19 protein-coding genes are annotated in these 18,818 nt (G+C 62.8%); 3 read left to right on the forward strand and 16 right to left on the reverse strand.

The window, feature by feature from the left end; genetic code table 11:
- Positions 1-50: 50 nt before the first annotated feature.
- Positions 51-698 (forward strand): hypothetical protein, encoded by a 648-nt coding sequence (locus I3V23_06260; protein QPI86558.1) that lies wholly within the window; start codon positions 51-53, stop codon positions 696-698.
- Positions 699-1,180: 482 nt separating this feature from the next.
- Here I3V23_06260 and I3V23_06265 read toward each other — a convergent pair whose 3' ends face one another.
- The 7 genes from I3V23_06265 to I3V23_06295 all read right to left on the reverse strand — a co-directional run bounded on the left by I3V23_06265 (position 1,181) and on the right by I3V23_06295 (position 6,931).
- Positions 1,181-1,846, reverse strand: coding sequence for a L,D-transpeptidase (locus I3V23_06265; GenBank protein ID QPI86559.1), 666 nt, complete (start codon positions 1,844-1,846; stop codon positions 1,181-1,183).
- A 37-nt stretch (positions 1,847-1,883) separates the two neighbouring features.
- Positions 1,884-2,612: a thioredoxin domain-containing protein gene (locus I3V23_06270; protein ID QPI86560.1), complete on the reverse strand. Its 729-nt coding sequence runs from the start codon at positions 2,610-2,612 to the stop codon at positions 1,884-1,886.
- A gap of 4 nt (positions 2,613-2,616) precedes the next feature.
- Positions 2,617-3,105 carry a cytochrome c gene (locus I3V23_06275; protein ID QPI86717.1) on the reverse strand — a complete coding sequence of 163 codons (489 nt, stop codon included), beginning with the start codon at positions 3,103-3,105 and terminating at the stop codon, positions 2,617-2,619.
- A complete protein-coding gene (locus I3V23_06280) occupies positions 3,105-4,499 on the reverse strand; it encodes a multicopper oxidase family protein (protein ID QPI86561.1) in 1,395 nt (464 codons plus the stop codon). The genes I3V23_06275 and I3V23_06280 overlap by 1 nt, the downstream gene beginning before the upstream one ends.
- Positions 4,500-4,543: 44 nt before the next feature.
- Entirely contained in the window at positions 4,544-5,482 is a 939-nt protein-coding gene (locus I3V23_06285) for a cytochrome c (GenBank protein QPI86562.1), read from the reverse strand.
- 2 nt (positions 5,483-5,484) lie between these two features.
- On the reverse strand, positions 5,485-6,084 hold the full coding sequence (locus tag I3V23_06290; GenBank protein QPI86563.1) for a cytochrome c: 600 nt from the start codon (positions 6,082-6,084) through the stop codon (positions 5,485-5,487).
- A gap of 391 nt (positions 6,085-6,475) precedes the next feature.
- Positions 6,476-6,931: a cytochrome c gene (locus tag I3V23_06295; GenBank protein ID QPI86564.1), complete on the reverse strand. Its 456-nt coding sequence runs from the start codon at positions 6,929-6,931 to the stop codon at positions 6,476-6,478.
- Between the two features lie 163 nt (positions 6,932-7,094).
- Here I3V23_06295 and I3V23_06300 point away from each other — a divergent pair, with 163 nt between their 5' ends.
- Positions 7,095-7,862 (forward strand): DsbA family protein, encoded by a 768-nt coding sequence (locus I3V23_06300; protein ID QPI86718.1) that lies wholly within the window; start codon positions 7,095-7,097, stop codon positions 7,860-7,862.
- A 41-nt stretch (positions 7,863-7,903) separates the two neighbouring features.
- Complete coding sequence (locus I3V23_06305) at positions 7,904-9,994, forward strand: thioredoxin family protein (GenBank protein QPI86719.1); 2,091 nt, start codon at positions 7,904-7,906, stop codon at positions 9,992-9,994.
- Between the two features lie 21 nt (positions 9,995-10,015).
- On the opposite strand, the gene I3V23_06310 is transcribed toward I3V23_06305, so the two are convergent.
- The 9 genes from I3V23_06310 to I3V23_06350 form a co-directional block, all read right to left on the reverse strand.
- Complete coding sequence (locus I3V23_06310; GenBank protein ID QPI86720.1) at positions 10,016-10,237, reverse strand: SHOCT domain-containing protein; 222 nt, start codon at positions 10,235-10,237, stop codon at positions 10,016-10,018.
- 7 nt (positions 10,238-10,244) lie between these two features.
- On the reverse strand, positions 10,245-11,756 hold the full coding sequence (locus I3V23_06315; protein QPI86565.1) for a HAMP domain-containing protein: 1,512 nt from the start codon (positions 11,754-11,756) through the stop codon (positions 10,245-10,247).
- Positions 11,753-12,475 carry a response regulator gene (locus tag I3V23_06320; protein QPI86566.1) on the reverse strand — a complete coding sequence of 241 codons (723 nt, stop codon included), beginning with the start codon at positions 12,473-12,475 and terminating at the stop codon, positions 11,753-11,755. The genes I3V23_06315 and I3V23_06320 overlap by 4 nt, the downstream gene beginning before the upstream one ends.
- A gap of 22 nt (positions 12,476-12,497) precedes the next feature.
- Positions 12,498-13,559: an IS630 family transposase gene (locus I3V23_06325; GenBank protein ID QPI86721.1), complete on the reverse strand. Its 1,062-nt coding sequence runs from the start codon at positions 13,557-13,559 to the stop codon at positions 12,498-12,500.
- Between the two features lie 1,062 nt (positions 13,560-14,621).
- On the reverse strand, positions 14,622-15,308 hold the full coding sequence (locus tag I3V23_06330; protein ID QPI86567.1) for a L,D-transpeptidase: 687 nt from the start codon (positions 15,306-15,308) through the stop codon (positions 14,622-14,624).
- On the reverse strand, positions 15,305-16,036 hold the full coding sequence (locus I3V23_06335) for a DsbA family protein (protein ID QPI86568.1): 732 nt from the start codon (positions 16,034-16,036) through the stop codon (positions 15,305-15,307). Before I3V23_06335 ends, I3V23_06330 begins: the two co-directional genes overlap by 4 nt.
- A 1-nt stretch (position 16,037) precedes the next feature.
- Positions 16,038-16,550 (reverse strand): cytochrome c, encoded by a 513-nt coding sequence (locus I3V23_06340; GenBank protein QPI86569.1) that lies wholly within the window; start codon positions 16,548-16,550, stop codon positions 16,038-16,040.
- Positions 16,532-17,926 carry a multicopper oxidase family protein gene (locus I3V23_06345; protein QPI86570.1) on the reverse strand — a complete coding sequence of 465 codons (1,395 nt, stop codon included), beginning with the start codon at positions 17,924-17,926 and terminating at the stop codon, positions 16,532-16,534. Before I3V23_06345 ends, I3V23_06340 begins: the two co-directional genes overlap by 19 nt.
- A 66-nt stretch (positions 17,927-17,992) precedes the next feature.
- Positions 17,993-18,511 carry a copper-binding protein gene (locus I3V23_06350; GenBank protein QPI86571.1) on the reverse strand — a complete coding sequence of 173 codons (519 nt, stop codon included), beginning with the start codon at positions 18,509-18,511 and terminating at the stop codon, positions 17,993-17,995.
- Positions 18,512-18,818: the final 307 nt, after the last annotated feature.

Raw genomic sequence — 18,818 nt, forward strand, 5'->3', positions numbered from 1 at the left:
TGCGGCGATGGGCCTGATCAGCGTTGCCGTAGTAGGCTACAGACACAAGGATGCAGCGCTTCTTCTCACTCGAAATGCCGTTCTCGCGGTTTGCATGGAACACCATGCTTGTCAGCCTCGCAGGGCTGCTGCCGCTCCTTGCGATCTTCGTCGCGCTGACGCCAGGCTTCGCGACCGCATTGTCCGAGAACCAACAGGCGCTCGAGCGGTTCCTGCGCCAGGTTGTCACCAACGGGCTACCCGTCGCCTTCGTTGTGAATTATCTCGCCTTCTTCCTCTACGCCTCGACCAACGCGCGCGGAAACCTTGAGCGACGACCAGGCTTGGTCCTGTTCCTTGACGTCGCCGCAAGGCTCGTTGCCTTCATTGTGCTGCACATCTTGATCTACGTGCTTTCCGCTGATTGGTTCGGGTCTTTCGGAGGCAGTCGCGCAACGGCCATCCGCGTCGTCGCACCCACCCTCGCGCGCTCGGCTTTCTTCGAGAATATCTCGGGGGTCTATCTCTACGCGACGCTGGTCAGCGCAATTCCACTCTATGTCTCCGTGATCGAGGGTTGGCTCGCGCAGGGCCGATCATTTGCGCATAGCCGTTCTCGGGGAATCGCTGTGTTCTTGTCGCTCGTGCTCTTCGGTGCAGTCGTCGTGCTTTTGACCGGCATCGGCTATCTTGTGTCCGCGCTCCAATCATCCAGCTGATGCAATGACGCAGCCCGGTTGAGGATTGGGCCACGCATAACGCGAAATTCATATGGCCATCGTTGCTACCCGTGGCCAGATTGTTCACTCTGGGAACAACAAAAATCTACTGGCAGAGGGCAGTACGCGTGAAGTCGAGACATCTGGCGCAAGGAAGTCTGGTATTGGTCCTTGGCGGATGTTCGCCTTCGTTCGATCAGGGAGGCCGCGGAACTGAACGGGCTGAAGCGCCGGTGCCCGAAGCCGTCATCCAGATCGCGGCCCCTTACCAGGATCTCGCGACGGCCCGCCTTCGTACGGAAGACGGATGCTACTGGTATCTCCACTCTGGGCCCGTTGAAACGACCCTTCTGCCACTTCGAACGGTGGAGGGTCGCCCGATCTGCACAGCATCCAGCCCGGCAGTTTCCGGCTGATTAATTTTGGCGCTGGCACGGTAGAACGGGCTCACGTCCGCTCGTGGCCCTTGAGCGCCGGACACTTCAGGTCCTTGAGCCGAGGGAATTTTCGGCCGGGTAAAGACGCGCAGTGACACCGATTGCGACTTGATCGAAGAGTCCGTTGATATGCGCCATGACCATTCGGACGCAGCCCGAGCTGGCTCTCGATCCGATCGATCTTGGATACGGTGTACCATGGATACGAAGATAAGTGTCCCGTTCGCCCACATATAGATAGAGCGCGCGAGATCCCAAAGCGTTGCTCGGTCCGGGCTCCATCCCGTCTTCGTACTGCGCATAAAGATCGGGCTCTCGCTCGATCATGGAACGGGTGGGCGTCCAGTGCGGCCAGCGGACCTTGCGACGGATCGCGTAGGTGCCAGGCTCATAAAGGTCGCCGCGCCCGATAGCCACTCCATAGCGCATGGCCGTTCCGCCTTCTTCGATGTGGTAAAGGTAGCGCGCGACCGCGTCGACATGGATGTCGCCCGGTCTCAAACCATCGTTTGCGATCACCCGGGTTGGCAGGAAGCGCGGATGAAGGCCCCAGGGGTTCGACGCGGCCGGATCGTAGTTCACAGGCGTGACCTGCGCATCCCATTCCGCTTTCTGTGCCTCGCTCGGCCAGGTGCTGGCAACCAGCGGACCGGTGATGGGCGGCGAGAACAAAGCGGCCGTAGAAGCGATGAAATGGCGGCGGGTCAGCATCGCGCGTAACTCCGGTCAGTCGATCGCAGGCTTGCGGTCATTCGGACCCGTCACGCACCTGCGCGACCAAGGCCTGCAACTGCTCCTGTTCGACGAGACCCGGAACGAGCGCCTCACCGATCACGAAGGACGGAGTGCCGTTGAACCCCAGAGCCTGGCTAAGGCGCATGGAGGTTGCGATATGCTCTTCGATCTCGGGCGCCGCCATGTCCCGACGGAGCTGCACGAGATCGAGCCCGACTTCTTCGGCCACCCGCATGACGGCTGCCTCCTCCGCCCGGCCGTTCATCCCCATCAGAGCCCAGTGGAATTCCTCATAAAGGTCCTGTTCGCGTGCGGCGAGTGCGGCCCGCGCTGCAAAAACAGATCCCTCGCCCAGAATGGGCCACTCGCGATAGACGAGCCGAACGTTTGGATCGGCGGCCAGCAAAGCCTCGATCTCCGGTTTTACCCGCCTGCAGTAGGGGCAGTTGTAGTCGAAGAACTCGACGATGGTGACGTCGCCATCAGGATTTCCGAGTACGGGCGCATTCGGATCCCGCTCGAGAAGATCGCGCTCGTCCTCCAGAACCTGCGCTTGTGCCTCGGCCTGTGCGTCGGCCTCCTGACGTTGCAGGATGGCGACGGCCTCCATCACGATTTGCGGGTTCTCTCGAATGGTCTCGAGGACCAGCTCGCGTACCCGATCCTCCGACAGGTCGTCCGCGGACGCGGCGATCGGCAGAAAAACGGCCAATACCGTGGCGCAGAGAATGGATTTCTTCATTGGGTCAACTCCCTTCGTTGGCGAAGCTCGCCTCCGTACGGGCAGCCTGCGCGGCACGCGCGCGCTCCGGCCACGTCGATCGGATGTAGGCGAGAATGGTCCAGATTTCCTGATCGCTCAGCTGCCCGGAGAAGCCGGGCATGCCGCTGTCGAACTCGATGCCCTGCATGGCCAGCGTCTCACGGCCGCCAAGCTTCGTGTATTGGAACAGGACACTGTCGGGGTGGTGCCATGTATGCCCGGTCTCGTCGTGAGGGGGCGCCGGCAACCGGCCGTCGGGCCCCGGGCTTTGCCAGTCAGGCTGCCCTTCCAGGTTTGCGCCATGACAGGACGCGCAGTACTCGCCGTAGAGCACCTCACCTTGTGCCAGGTCGAGACCTTCTGGAATGACCATTGCAGCCTCAGACTCCGAGCCCCCGCCCTTCCACCAGAAAGCAACCAGCGCGACGGAGACGATGGCGGCAGCAGCTACCGCGACGACACTCCTCCGCATCAGGTCACCCTGACCCAAGTCGTCATCCCTGACGCGGCATGAGAAAGCATGTGGCAGTGAAACAGCCAGTCGCCGGGATTATGCGCCGAAAACGCGATCTCGCGCGTCTCCCCCCCGAATGTCAGGACGGTATCCCGGAGCGGTCCTAGCGTGCCGTCTGCCGCGATCTCGCGGAAGTGCATTCCGTGAAGGTGCATGGCATGCGGAAAGGAGGTGTCATTGACTATTTCAAGACGGACCGGCTCATCACGTGCCAGAACGGCCAGTGGGTCATCTGTCATGCCGATGACGTCATTGAAGGCCCAGAACTGGTTGGCATCGACCAGTTGGCGAAAGGTTCTCCGCTCACCGTTGAATTGGGCCGACTGCAGGCGGCCCATCGCGCCTCCACCCATGTGAAGGCGCACATGCCGGGCTTGTGAGAGATCCGGACGAGCCATGTTGGCGTTCGGGGGCAAGGCCTGCGGGGCATCCCTGCGCGCGCCGGACGATGCCGCGATCACCGGGAAGGCCGACTGAACGAACCCCTCACCGTTGTCGACACGAACCAGATAGGCCGTCTCACCTTGCTCCGCCACGACGTCCACAAGGAGGTCGGCCCGCTGCCCCGGCCCGAGCAAAACCGTATCGGACACGGGCTGCGGCGCCTCCAGCGGCATGCCGTCGAGCGCCATCACCCAGCCTTCGAGGCCGGCCAGCGCCAGTTCGAAGATCCTGGCATTTGCCGCGTTCACGAGGCGAAGCCGCAGCCGCTCATGGCGGCGCACATCGAGGCTGTGCCCGTATTGTCCGTTCGTCGCGATGAAGTTCCCGACCCGGCCCGCGTGACTGCGATCATGGCGCGAGGTGAAGTCGGGATCGATCTGGGCAGTGTCAGGGTTCAGGAGCCAGTCGTCGAGGATCAGGACCTCGTCGCGATACACGTCGGGCCCCTCCGGCTCTTCGACCACGAGCGCTCCGTAAAGACCGCGCGCGACCTGTTCAACGGAGCGATTGTGGGCGTGGTACCAGTAGGTGCCGGCATCGGGCGCGACGAAATCGATGTCGAAGGACGCAGCCGGCGCGACGGCCTCCTGCGTCAGGCCCGCGACACCGTCCATCGCATTGTCGATCCGGACGCCGTGCCAGTGGAGCGACGTGGCCTGAGGCAGTTCATTGACCAGCCGGCGCGTGACACGACCGCCCTGCCGAACCCGGATCACCGGTCCCGGCATGGAGCCGTCAAAGCCCCAGATGGCGGTCTGCGGATAGTCCGGCGGCGCCAGTTGCAGGCTGGCTTCGCGGGCCGTCAGCGGCACGGCCGAGTTGCTCTGCGCGAACAGATTGGACGGTGCGGTCGAGGCGAACCCCGCGGCCGCACCGATCTTCAGGATATCGCGTCTTGAGTAGGTCATGTCATCTTCCTCGGGGGCGCACGCCAGGATTGGATCGCGCCATCTCAGTCGGCCTCGCCTTCCGTCGCATGCACACCTGCCATCTCGATCCCGGCGACATCGCTGTCGAGCAGGTATGTAGCCATCGCTTCGAGATCCGCGGGTGTCAGGAAGCTCGTCCCGTACATGACGACCTCTCCCATCGAGCCTCCGAAAGCGTCGCCGGAGGGCGTGATGCCCGTTCTGAGAGCGTAGGCGAGGTTGGAGACGGTCCAGCCGCCCGCAATCAGGTCGGGGGATCTGATCGACGGAGCGTCGTTGCCGCCGGGAAGCGCATCGTTGCCGGCGAACACGGCGTCGAGCACGCGCCCACCCGCAAGGTTCCGCTCCGTATGGCAGGCGCCGCAATGCGTCGCGCCCCGAACCAGTTCCCGCCCGCGGTTCCACATCTCACTCTGCCCATCGACCGGCTCCGTCTCAGGATCATCGAGATAGGCCGCCCGCCAGAGCTTCAGACCCCAGCGCTGATCGAAAGGGAACATCACGTCATGCGAGGGCGCATTTTCGGCCACCGGAGGAACAGTCTGGAATGCGGCCCAGAGGTCGGCAATGTCCTGGTCGGAAAAGTCAGCGTAGAACGGATAGGTGAATGTCGGATAGTAGGGCGCGCCATCCGGCCCGATGCCTTGCCGCACCGCGCGCGCAAAGTCCTCGACAGTCCACGCTCCGATGCCAAAGTCGGGGTCAGTGGTAATATTCGGCGGATAGAACGTGCCGAAATCGGTTGGAAGCGGCGCGCCGCCGGCAAGCGGCGCGCCTCCGTCCTCGAAGTTGGTGTGACAGGCAATGCAGCCGCTGGCGCGGGCCAGATAGGCCCCGCGCTCGATATCTCCGACCAGCTCGATTGGTTCCGGCTCCACCCCAACCGGCCATGCGGCCAGCGCAGCGACGGTCGCGACACCAAGCACCGCAGCCGCTGCGCCGAATTTCAGGACCGGGCGCATCGTCACTCGTCCTCGGCGCGAAACCGGGTGTGACAGGCCGAACAGACCTGGCTCGTCATTGCGAATGCCGCATCGGCGGGCATGGCGCCGATATCTGCGGCGGTCATGCCACTCATCATGCCGCCGCCCATCATGCCGTTGCCACTGCCCATCATGGCGCTGCCGTTTCCGCCCATCATGCTGCCGCCGCCCATCATGGTGCCGGTAGACATCCCACCTTGCTCATGAGCGAGGCCGTTGTCTGCGGCCAGGGCGAGACCGCGTGCGGCCACCTGCATCTGCTCAGCGAGGGCGGCGAACCTGTCCCACTCATCCCAGATCAGATCGCGGGCCTCGGAGGGTGCGCCGTTGCTCCCTTCCGGGAAGAGATCCGTCATGGCGCTGCCGGAATGCGCCTCGATGGTTTCCGCCGCGCGCCTCACGGCGTCTGCATCGTATTCGCGTTCGCCGCGCATCATGGGGGCGACGGCCTGCACCGCATCGCCCATAGCCTTCATGCCTTCCATGCGCTTCAGGACGACGCCGGTGGCGCCCGTGTGCGCCAGCGCCGCCGCACCGGCGACAACACTCGCGATAGCAATGCTCGTCAGTCTGATGTTCATAGGGTTTCTCCTCGTCTCGGGGGTCGAAATTCTAGCAAGGCTCACGACCCATTTCGGGGAGGCGGTAGATCAAAAGGTATCGTCACGCTTTGGCCATCGCTTCTGGTCAAAGCAAAGCGATGGCCGAATTCCGCAACTTGGATTTCGAACCGGGGATTATTCAGAAACACGGATACGGTCTTGCAATCGAGCCCCGGATGACAATGCCGGTCCACCGCTGCGTTTTCATCCTCGGCATGGCCTCGATGAGCGTCCGCATGGTCGTGCAAGTCCACTTGCTCCGACACTCCGCCCATTGCGGAAGCGGTATCGGGCAAAGACGAGAGGGCCATCGACAGCACGACGCAGACGACGAGAATGGCTCTGGCCAAGGTGCGATGCCCGGTTCACATCAATTGATCCCGTTCGCACGCTGCAGTTCACGGACATACGCCGTGATGGCCATGACATCGGCGCGCGTGACGCCTTCAACCGGCGGCATGTTCCCGAAATTCCAATGATGCGCCATCACGCCGTTCTGGGCAGCCAGAAGAAACGCGGCATCTGCGTGGTGGCTGGGTTCATAGATACGGTGAACGAGCGGCGGCCCGATCCCCTGACGTCCGGCCGCGTTCTCGCCATGACACTGGGCGCACAGACCCTCAAACCCGCGTTGCCCGATCTGCGCCTGCCCCGAGAGTGTTTCAGGCACCTGCACCTCGACCATGGGCGAGCCTTGTGCGACCGCCACTGCGTCCGAGGCAGCCGTTGGATTCTGCTCGTTGCCGCCCGGCGCGAATAGCCACCAGCCAACTCCGACGAAAACCGCAATGAATGCGATCGCGACCGTGACAGTCTTTGAATTCATTCTGCTCTCACATCTTGTCGTGTGCTCGGTTTGGCGCCCATGGATTTCTTACACGCTTCGCGCTATCCATCAACCTGACAAGGCAGTGATTTTTGTATCGGTATGTATCCTTGACCTACCGGCGGTGATGGACTGCAAATGGCTTCGAAGGTTCGGGAACGGTTTGATGGCCGACAGGCGCACACTTCTCTTGATGCTTGTTGCAGGCGGCGCCGTGGTCGGCGGATTTCGCGTGCTGCCTTCCCTGTTCGAAGGTTTGCCCGAGTTTGAACCCCTCGATGACCCGCCGGGATTTCGACGGGTTGCGGGCGGGTCCGTCTCTTCGGGCTTCAATCCGTTTGCGGGTCTGAGCGTCGGCGCAGCGGAGGAAACACCGGCGCGAGTGACCCCCGACAGCCTCCGTGCAGATCTGTGCTCGCATCTCTTCGGGACTGCGGCGAGATCCGAAGGCGTGGTCCCGATTGCGTCTTTCGCCGACTACTACTGTCCATATTGCAGGGTGCAGACCAAGCGGCTTTCAGAACTGGGATCCGAACTTGGCTCAGAGGTCGCCATCGAGTGGCATGAGCTGCCGCTTCTTGGCGAAACCTCGATCCTTGCAGCGCGCGCTGCGCTCGCCGCAAAGCGCCAGGACGCCTACGTATCGTTCCACGAGAGCCTTCTGACAAGCCCGTTCCGCGCGAACGCGGAATATTTGTCCCTGTTGTCCGAGCGGATTGGTGTGGACCATGCTCGATTGATCGCAGACATGGAGAGCGACAGCGTCTCTCGCGAACTTGAAATCAGTGCTGCGCTCTCTCGCCTGTTCGCTTTCGTGGGGACGCCTGCAATGGTGGTCGGTCGGACTGTGATCCAGGGAGAGGTGTCGGATCGAACCTTGCGCCGGATCATCAGCCTGGAGCGAGAGGAAGGCTGGTCCTCGGTATGCTGACCCGTTTCAAGGCAGATTGTCTCCGCATTCTGGCGGGCGCCATGCTCGCGGCCATCTTCTTTTCCGCCGCCTCGTCCCAAGTCGGCGCCGCCAGTTCGGATCCCGTCACGACACCGGCAGTGACCGCGCGGCTTCTGACCGTCGAGAACGGGATTGCGCCCGGCGCCGGCACGCTTTCGGCCGGGTTGGCGCTGGATCTCGCCGAGGGCTGGAAGACCTACTGGCGCACGCCCGGAGAGGTTGGCTTTCCGCCGGAGATCGACTGGTCGGGATCGCAGAATATTGCGTCGATCGATTTCCAGTGGCCGGCGCCGGACCGCTTCATCGCATTCGGCATCGAGAACTTCGGCTATCACGACGAAGTTGTCTTTCCGATCCGCATAACGCTGGAGGAACCGGGCGCGCCGGTTCGGCTTTCTGCGGACGTGACGCTGCTCACATGCTCGGACATCTGCGTTCCACAGGAGTTCTCCTTGTCCCTCGATGTGCCGACCGGCATCGGCATCGACGAGGCGAGCGCCGCGCGCATCACGGCCTTTGCTGATCGGGTTCCTGTCGATCCGTCCGCCGGGGGCATCACCGACGTGTCCGCATATGTCGATCCGGCAATGAGCGCGGTGGTGGTCTCGCTGCTGGGCGAAGCGCCCTTCACCGCGCCGGACATCTTTGTCGAGCTTGGGCCGTTTACCTCTCTCGGCCGCCCGGACATCCGCCTTGGCGACGATGGATATCTCCTCTGGGCCCGCGTTCCGATACTCTCTGCGCTGGACAGCCCTTTGCAGGACCTCTTGGTGACAGTGACTGACGCGGGCGGGTTCGCTGTCACCGCAGCCCCCCGATCCCTTTCGGAACCGCCTGAACCACCCTTCGCTGTCGCGACCTCAGGCGTCGATCTTGCGGCGCTGGTCTGGATCGCTGCCACCGCGTTCATTGGAGGCCTCGTTCTCAACGCGATGCCTTGTGTCCTTCCAGTTCTGTCGATCAAGCTCGCTTCCGCCATGCGGCTGGGTGGCGACGACAGGATTGCGGTCCGACGGGGGTTTCTCGCTTCGGCCGCAGGCGTGATGGCATTCATGTGGGGCCTCGCTGCCGTTCTTTTCATGCTGCGGGAGATCGGCGTCACGGTGGGATGGGGCCTTCAATTCCAGAACCCGGTCTTCCTCTCCCTGATGGTGCTGGTTGTTGGGGTATTCGCAGCCAATCTCGCGGGCGCGTTCGAGATTGCGCTGCCGTCTCGCCTGCAGACGCGGCTGGCGAATGCAGGCTCAGCGCAAGGCCTGTCCGGGGATTTTGCCGCGGGGGCTTTCGCAGCCATCCTCGCGACCCCGTGTTCGGCCCCCTTCCTCGGAACCGCCGTCGCCTTCGCGCTGGCCGGTCGCGGCATCGACATCGCGGTCGTCTTCACGTTCCTCGGGCTTGGACTGGCAGCCCCGTACCTGGTCATCGCCGCGCGGCCCGGATTGGTCCGGCGCCTCCCGAAACCAGGGAGGTGGATGAGCCTGCTACGCGCGGTTCTCGGTCTCCTGCTTGGCGGGACCGCTCTTTGGCTGGTGTGGGTCATGATTGGCGTTGCAGGACCGATCGCGACCCTCGCGTCCGTTGCAGTGACCGCCGTCATCGTCGGGGTTCTATCTATGCGCGGTCTGAGCGGTACGGCGCGGAGTGCAACCGCAGCCGCTCTCGCCTTCGTGATGCTGTTCGCCACCGGAACCCTGTCCGATCACCTTTCGTCGCCCGGAACCATTGCATCCGAGTCGGGCGGAATTGCCTGGCTCCCGTTTGAACGGGCCGAAATCGCCCGACGCATCTCCACGGGGGAAATTGTCTTCGTCGACGTGACGGCGGACTGGTGCCTGACATGCAAGGCCAATAAGGCGCTTGTGCTGGACCGAGACCCGGTCGCGGCTTTGTTGGGCTCTCCCGGGGTCGTAGCGATGCAGGCCGACTGGACCCGCCCGGACGAGGCGATTTCCCGCTATCTCGAGGGCTTCGGCCGCTTCGGTATCCCGTTCAACGTCGTCTATGGGCGGGGTGCGCCGGAGGGTATCGTTCTGCCGGAACTGCTGACGGCCGACGCAGTCATGGACGCCCTCGATCGGGCCGGAACCCGCGAGTTCAGCCGAACCGAGTGACCGGCCCGACGGGGTGATGCTTCAGCGTTCCAGCGCCTTCTTCCGGCGCTCGAATTCCTCTTCGTCGATCTCGCCGGCGGCGAAGCGCTCGCGCAGAATATCGACTGCATCGCGCCCTCCACGATTGCCACCGGCCTGGTTGTCGGTGAACCATTTCACGGCAAGAACGATCAAGACGATGACGACGCCCCAGAAAAGAAGCATCACCAGGCCGCCCACCATGCCGTAGCCGCCGCCCCACATCATGTGATCATACCTCCCCTGCCAATCCGCCGGAGGATCGGCCGCCACTGCCGTCGGAAGCATGGCGAACGTCGCCATTATCGCTATCGATCTCAGCATTCTTCCACTCCTCTTTCGCCGATGACGTCTTGTGAGATCGCCTGCCTGCGAGCGGGACGACCATGGTCGCCACGAGTCCGCCGTTCCTGCGGTTCGCGAGATGAATCTCGCCGCCATGCGCACGGACGATGGATCGGGCAATGGAGAGCCCCAGACCATGCCCGCCGGTCTCAAGCGAACGCGAGCCTTCGAGCCGGAAGAACGGATCGAAGACCTGCTCGAGCTTGTCGGATGGGATGCCAGGGCCCTGGTCGCGTATCTCGATGACGAGGGTATCGCCTTCGGCCCGCCAGGCGATGTCGGCGTCTCCTCCATAGCGCAGGGCGTTCTCCGCGACGTTTCGCACGGCGCGACGAAACGAGACCGGGCGCAGGCGCGCATGAACGACGGGGCCACCGAGGATCTTGGGCTGATCCGGCATGTCGGATGCCAGGTCGTGAAGAAACGTACCGACATCGACCTCTCGCGGCTCTTCAGTTCCGGTCAGGTCCTCGGCGAAGCTCAACGTCGCCTCCGCCATGGTCTGCATTTCCTCGATCGACTCGATCAGGCTTTCTCGGGTCTCGTCGTCGTCCACCATCTCGGCGCGCACCCTGAGCGCTGTAAGCGGCGAGCGCAGATCATGGCCCACGGCGGCAAGAACACGCGTCCTGTCGGCCACGTATCTGGTCAGGCGTTCCTGCATCAGATTGAACGCCCGCGTCAGGTCCTCGACCTCTGCGGGACCCACGAGGGGCAACGGTACCGCGTCTTCACCTCGCCCGAGCCGCTCGGCCGCACCGGCCAGCTTGCGCAATGGCCCGGTAAGGCGCGTGACCAGAAACCAGCACACCGTGACGAGGATGAGCGCCGCCGTCAGAGCGAAGGTGAACGTGGAAAACAGGGGCCATTGCAGCGGCGGCCGCTCGAACCGGGTCCCGACGTTCAGCCACTGCCCTCCGGCGAGCGCAATGGACAGCGTCATCTCCAGCGCCGCCATTTCGCCCCGCATCATCGAGCGGTGCATTTCCGCCATCTCCGGCGAGAGGTTGGGCAGCGGCAGGACCGGCGTCTCGATATCATCGAGTTGGACACGGATATCGCGGCTGTAGCTGTCGCCAAGAAGTGCTCGCACGCGGGCTTCCACCGGCGCCGCATGGTGGTGGTCCGGCTCGGTCACGCTCGGTGCGTCGGATAATTCGAAACGGACGAGCGGCGAGTTCGCGGCACGCAGGATCGACGCCTGAAGGTCGGGCGGCGCTTCTTCAAGGAGCCGGGCGACGTTGGCGGCCCTGCCGGCGGCCTCGAAGCCAAGCGCCGCGCGGATGGCCAGGCTGCGCTCGTCCACGAAGAGCCACAGGCTGATAGCCTGCGCGACGACGAGTGCGGCGACGATCAGAATGACCAGTTGTGCGCGCAGGCTTCGGAACGGCCGTCTCATTCGACGACCTCGACATCCGTTGCGAGGCAGTAGCCGCCGTTTCGGACCGTCTTGATGATCCTCGGCCGCAGGGGATCGGGCTCGATCTTGCGCCGGAGCCTGCTGATCTGGTTGTCGATGGTCCGGTCCATGGGGCCGGCGGCCCGGCCCGAGGTCAGGTCGAGCAGCTGATCCCGGCTCAGGACCTTCCGGGGGCGCTCCAGGAGGACCGTCAGCAGGCGAAAGTCCGCGGTCGTCAGCGGCAAACGTTCCCCGCCTGGCGTCTCGATCGCCTGTCCATCCGTGTCGAGCGTCATGCCGGCGAAGCGCACGCGTTTTCCTGCGAGTTCCCCGGCGTGATTCTCGGCGGATGAACTCCTGCGCAACACAGCCTTGATGCGCGCCAGAAGCTCACGGGGGTTGAAGGGCTTCGGCAGGTAGTCGTCCGCACCGAGTTCCAGGCCTACAATCCGGTCCGTCTCCTTGCCGAGTGCGGTCAACATTATGATTGGGAGGCTCGATTGCCTCGCAAGCCTTCGGCAGACGGAAAGACCGTCCTCGCCCGGCATCATCACATCCAGCACCAGCAGATCGTAATGGCCAGAGGCCAACTGGGCGTCCATTTCGACCGCGTCCTTGGCCGCGGTTGCGCGCATGCCGTTTTTTTCCAGGAACCGGGTGACCGACTCCCGGATCTGCCTGTGGTCATCCACGACCAGGATATGAGGGCTGCTGGACATCATTTTCTTGTTTATACCGCGCTTACTCCAAAACCCGAAAATCCTCGTGAGTGACGACCCTGAAGCTATCTGACACCTGATCACGGAATGTTTTCCACTCTTTGGGCAGGGTCTCTCGAAAGAACCTCAGGATCGCATCTGCGAACTTCTTTTGTGTGGGGTAGTAGCGATTGTGAGTGACGTATTGGTGCATGACCGCCCATAATCGTTCTATCGGATTTAGGTGCGGGCAATAAGGCGGTAGCTGGATCAGTCGTATGCGGCAGTCTGGTCGTTTGAGGAATTCGCGCACGTCCGGGCCCTTATGGTAAGCCGCATTATCCCAGATGACATAGATGATCCGCGAGAGAGGATTGCGTTCCTCAATCTTGGCCAGAAGCTGGGCGGCACTGACCCCGTCTACGGTGGTTGGTTCGACAAAGGGCGCATCAAAATTCTCAAGGTTGAGCGCGCCATGGATATTAACCCGCCCGCGTCCCGCGGTGGTTGTCACGGTGGGCTTTGATCCTGCCTTGACCCAGCCAAACGCAGGCTTTGTCTGATATTCGGGATGCACCGCATCGGCGAAATACACGGCTTCATCGGCGCCCAACCCGTTCAGCAGCTGCTCGTATAGCGCAATGAATTCGGCTTGTTTCTCTTCAGATGCAACGCGTGGCAGCCCTTTCGGCTTCCGGTATTCATAGCCCAGCCGCGACAGAAGCTTGATGCAGCCCGAGTGGGAATAGTCCACGCCATATTGTGCCGCGATGTACGCCCTGATCTCGACAGTCGATCGACAGAAGCGGTCGTCCAGCCAGGTGCAAAGCTCCGTCTCTTGAGCTGTCGTCATGCGGGACTGACCACCCTTCCAGCCGTCGGTCGAAAGCGCGTCCCAGCCGCCCTCTCGGTAGGTCTTGTACCAGCCCCGAATGGTATCATCGTCCAGATACAGAAACTCCGCGATAGCCTGACAGGACTTACCGTCATCAAGGAGCAGGATTGCATTGGCGCGCCGTGCAACGCCGTGATCTTCGCGCTGGCTACGCACGCAAACCTCAAGTTCACGCCGTTCTGAAGAGGAGAGAAAACCGGGACGGATCATGCGCATATCTGAATCGTTGCCCACTCGAACGTCAACCCTTCAAATCTCGGTTCTTCAATGACTCCCAGTATAATAACAAAACTATCTTCTCAGGACTGATCGACATCACCGCGAGTTCGAACGTTTTTCAGACGGGTTGGGCGGAACTCATCAAAGCGGCGAAAGCCACACTGCCCTGCTGGAACGTCGACACCCAGGTCATCTGGGATCGTTTCCTCGCCTTCAATCGGTCCCGAGGCAACGGCAGGGTGCCGGCCGGCTTCCTGCTTGGCTTCATGCGCCGTTGGCGGAATTCGCCGGCGACTCCACCTCGTCCCGAGGTGAAATCATCGCAGAAACGGGTAGCAGCCCCCAAAGAGCGCGAATTGCTGAGACAGATGCAAGCCGCACCGACTGCAAACCGCCAGTTCCACGCGTCCGACCTGTGTCGTTTGATCGGGCACGCTGCCTACGAAGCGCGGGTACTCGACGTGATGAGTAAGTTTGGGTGCCAGAGGTTTTCAGCAACCTTGGCAGTGCACGGACGAGCGGTGTTGGCAGGGGAGATATCCAGGTGAAGGGTATGTAAGGTGTTCAGTGCCGGTATCACTGCGATGCTGTTGTCACTGAGGCAAGCTTCTTCGCAGGCTTGCCGAATGAAGACTTCCGGTCCGCCCTCTATCGCGAATTGGTGAGGCGCCGGGTCGTGGGCTCTGGAGCTCGAGCGAGGACGGAATAACCGAGGCCGATTACGGCGCAGCCCTCTACTCTCGCGCAGTGCAGATCGGTCGCCCGGCGGCTGTTCTGAGCGGTAATAGGGTTGCTTCGACGGGTCCCTCGTGAAGATACCAGTAACATCCGTCACTTGGCAGAATGCGTGCGGTCGAGACGTCCTGATAGGGAGCGGCCAAAGCGGCAACCTGCTCGGAGATGGCGGCGGAGTTGTTGTCCCCGGTGCCAACGACAGTGGTGCATCCGCTCAGGAGGGCCGACAACACAAGGCTTTTGATGAGTTTTCGTCCCAAGTTCGGTCCTTCTGCGCAATTGGTTCGCCGGCTTCTCTCGGTCGCCCGAAGTTTGTACTCAACTCTGTGCACTGACGTAGTCTTCGGGCGGATGCAGGTAGGCTGTCACGCCGGTCTCGACCAAAGGGTAGAGCGCGATGGCATGGGCATTGACCATCCGCACGCAGCCCGAACTCGCACGCCCCCCGATGGAGCGGGGATACGGCGAGCCGTGGATGCGCAGATAGGTGTCGCGATTTCCGACGTAGAGATACAGTGCCCGAGAACCTAACGGATTGGTCGGACCCGGTTCCATTCCGTCCGCGATATCCGCGTAAAGCTCCGGATCGCGCTCGATCATCGAGCGCGTTGGCGTCCAGTGTGGCCACCGGACCTTGCGCCGGATCGTGTAGGTGCCGGGCTCGTAGAGATTGCCGCGGGCGATGGCCACGCCATAGCGCATGGCCGTCCCACCGTCTTCAACGTGGTAGAGGTAACGGGCGATGGCATCGACGTGGATATCACCTGATACAAGGCCCGCCCGCGCCTCCACCCGTTGTGGAAGAAAGCGCGGATGGAGGCCCCAGGGATTGGATGTCTCCAAGTGGAAGAACGGCGGCGTTACTTCGGCGTCCCAAGCACTTTTCTGCGCCTCGCTCGGCCAGGTATCCGCCAGAACCGGCCCCGAGATAGACGGCGAGAACAGCACTGATGCGGTCACGATGAAGTGGCGCCGGGTTATGTCCTTCTTACCGGCAGCGGTCATTGTTCCGGTTCTCTCGCATCGGAGACAAGCACTTGCAACTGATCCGCATCCACGACACCGGGGACAAGTGCCTCACCGATCACGAAGGATGGCGTGCCCGTGATACCAAGGGCTTGCGTCAGGCGCATTGACGATTCTATGTGTGCGTCGATCTCCGGCGCTTCCATGTCGCGGCGCAGTTGTGCGACGTCGAGACCGATGTCTTCCGCGATCCGAAGGACGGAAGATTCCTCGGCGCGGCCGCTCATGCCCATCAACGCCCAATGGAATTCTTCGTAAAGCCCCTGTTCGCGAGCTGCCAGCGCGGCTCGGGCGGCGAAAACCGACCCTTCGCCAAGGATCGGCCATTCGCGATAGACAAGACGAACGTTTGGATCGGCCTCGAGCAGGGCCTCAATCTCGGGCTTTGCACGACGGCAATAGGGACAGTTGTAGTCGAAGAACTCCACCACCGTGACATCGCCATTCGGATTGCCCAAGACCGGCGCATTGGGGTCGCGTTCCAGCGCGTCGCGTTCCCGGGCAAGCACATTGGCCTGCGACGCAGCCTGCGCCTCGACCTGCCGGGCCTCCAGGATCGCGACCGCCTCCATGATGATCTCGGGGTTCTCGCGGATAGTTTCGAGGACCAGTTCGCGCACCCTGTCTTCGGAGAGGTCCTGGGCTGCTGCCTGGACAGGCAGCGCCAATGAAAGCGCCACCAGGATTGTCGAGATCAGTCTTTTCATGTCAGATGCCCCCATTGGCCAGATCGGCGGCCGTGCGTTCGGCCTGCGTTGCGCGCTCGCGCTCGGGCCAGGATGATTGGATATAGGCCAGGATGTTCCAGATCTCGCGATCTGTCAGGACGTCGCCGAAAGCGGGCATACCACTGTCGAACTCCACCCCTTGCAGCGCCAGAGCTTCCCGTCCACCGAGCTTCGAATATTCGAACAAGACCCGGTCGGGGTGGTGCCAGGTATGCCCGGTTTCATCGTGAGGCGGCGCGGGCAGACGTCCGGTCGCATCGGGCGTTCGCCAATCCGGCTGTCCTTCGAGGTTGGCGCCGTGGCAGGACGCGCAGCTCTGGACATAAAGCGTCTCTCCTTGCGCGATGTCCGCCGTAGCCGGCATCACCGGCATGGTGGGATCCATAGCGGCCTGCGTTGCGTCGCGCAGTGCCAGCCACACACTGGCCCCGGCAAGGCCAAGCACCACCGGCGCTGCGATCAGGATCCATGTCTTCATGTTACCCGCACCCATGTCATCATCCCGCTTTCGGCGTGGCTGAGCATGTGGCAGTGAAACAGCCAGTCGCCGGGGTTGTCCGCCACAAAGCCGATCTCGCGAGTCTCTTGCGCGGCCACAAGGAGCGTGTCGCGCATGGGGCCAACGGGACTGCCGTCGCGGGTTTCGCGGAAGTGCATCCCGTGAAGATGCATGGCGTGGGGAAAGACGGTTTCGTTAACGATCTCCAGCCGCACCGGTTCTCCAAGCGAAAGATCGGCCAGTGGGGCCTGCGTCATCTCGGCCATATCGTTGAAGGCCCAGAACCGTCCCCGCGCCGCAAGCGCGCGGAAGCCTAAGCGCTCTCCGCCCAGGAAAGCGCTATCCAACCGGCCCATGGCGCCGCCCGACATCACGAGCCGCAACGGTCGCGCATCGGCCAGCGACCGGATGCCGTCACCGCGATTGGGCGGCAGGGGTGCCGGTGCCGCGCGCGCCACTTGCGAGGTGCTGCCCGAGACAGGAAACGCCACTTGCGAGGCGGGTCGGTTGTCATTGCCGATGCGGACGAGATGCACGGTCTCGCCCGCTTCGCCTGTCACATCGACGATCAGATCGATGCGTTGCGCCGGGGCGAGGATAAGGATGTCCTCCACAGGTTCGGGTTGGGCGAGCGGCATGCCGTCGAGCGCGACCGTCCAGCCCCGCAACCCGGCCAGCTGCAACGGGAAGATCCGCGCATTCGACGCGTTGATGAGCCGCAGGCGCAGACGCATGTGCCGCTGTACCGGGATCGAAAGGTCGAATTGACCATTGGTGGTAATCAGGTTCCCGATCCGGCCGCCATGGCTCATCATCATCGGCTGGTCGAAACTGTCGTCGATCAGTGCCGTTTCCGGATCGAGCAACCAGTCGTCGAGCACGAGGGTCTCTTCGCGATCTACCTCGGGCGGTTCGGCCTCTTCAATGATCAGCGGCCCGTGCAGGCCGCGGGCGACCTGCACCCAGGAACGGTTATGCGCGTGATACCAATAGGTTCCGGCATCGGGCGCCACGAAATCATAGTCAAAGATCTGCCCCGGCGCGACGGCCTCTTGCGTCAGGCCCGAGACCCCGTCCATCGCGTTGTCGATGCGGATCCCGTGCCAGTGGACCGAAGTCGGCTCGGGCAGGTCATTGACCAGCCGCCGCTGCACCCGTTCGCCCCGGCGCACCCGGATGGCCGGGCCGGGCGCGCGGCCCTCATACCCCCAGATGGATGTCGCCGGATAACCGTCGGGGGCAAGCTGGACCGTGGCTTCGCGCGCTGTCAGGATCGCGGGCGCATGAGAGGCGGCAAGCACCTGCCGACCGCTCATCACCATGCCCAGAGTGGCGGCGGTCTGTCCGATAAAGGCGCGTCGTGTCAGCATGGCCAATACCTCCTCAACAGTGTCGAGGCGGGCGAGAGTCTCGCCCACCCCCTTGTCGTTTGAGCGTCAGGAGTCGTGGCCCATCCGGAAATCGCCAACCATGCCGGCCTCGCGGTGACCGGGCACGTTGCAGGCGAATCCGATCTCGCCACCTTCGGGGAAGGTCCAGATGACTTCGCCCGTATCGCCCGGCTCCAGCAGGACGCTGTTGGCATCGTCATGCATCATCCCGGCTTCCATCATGCGGTCATGATTGATGCTGCGCATCGTCATCATGCCTTCACGCATCATGGTACGCATTTCGTCGCGGTGGCCGTTCCAGGTTTCGTTCGTGCCGATGTTGAACTCGTGCACGGCACGTCCAACATTCACCACTTGGAAACGGATTGTCTCACCGGGTGCAACCTCGATCGTCTCGGGGCTGAAGCTCATCTCGTCCATTTCGACGATGATGGTGCGGTCGACCTGCGCGGCGTCGCCAGGTTCACCGATGCCGTCACCATCTCCATGTCCAGGGCTGGCAACCGCGATGGAAGCGGCAAGGCTGGCCGCGAGGGCGGTCCCGGTCAGAAGTGTCTTGATCATGTCTTGGTCTCTCATGTCTGTAGGTAGTTCAGGGGATTTGGTTGTGAGACGGCCCAAGGTCGCGGAGGTGGAAGATCTACGGGCGCAGTTCTTCCCCGTGTTGCTGTTTTCGCAAACGGATGACACGCGGCGCGGAAACCGCGTGCCCCGAAAATCGGTCGTGCCATCAGAATGGCGGTCGAGGAACAGGTCGGGTCGGGATGGCAGGAGCGGTCAAGCGTGTCCTCAGGCGCGGCGTGCCCGGCACTCACGCCAGCACCGTCCACGCCCACGGCGATCGCTGAATGCGCATCCGGCGTGCCTGCAA

Source organism: Rhodobacterales bacterium HKCCA1288, assembly GCA_015693905.1.
In the GTDB taxonomy this organism is placed as follows: Bacteria; Pseudomonadota; Alphaproteobacteria; order Rhodobacterales; family Rhodobacteraceae; genus M30B80.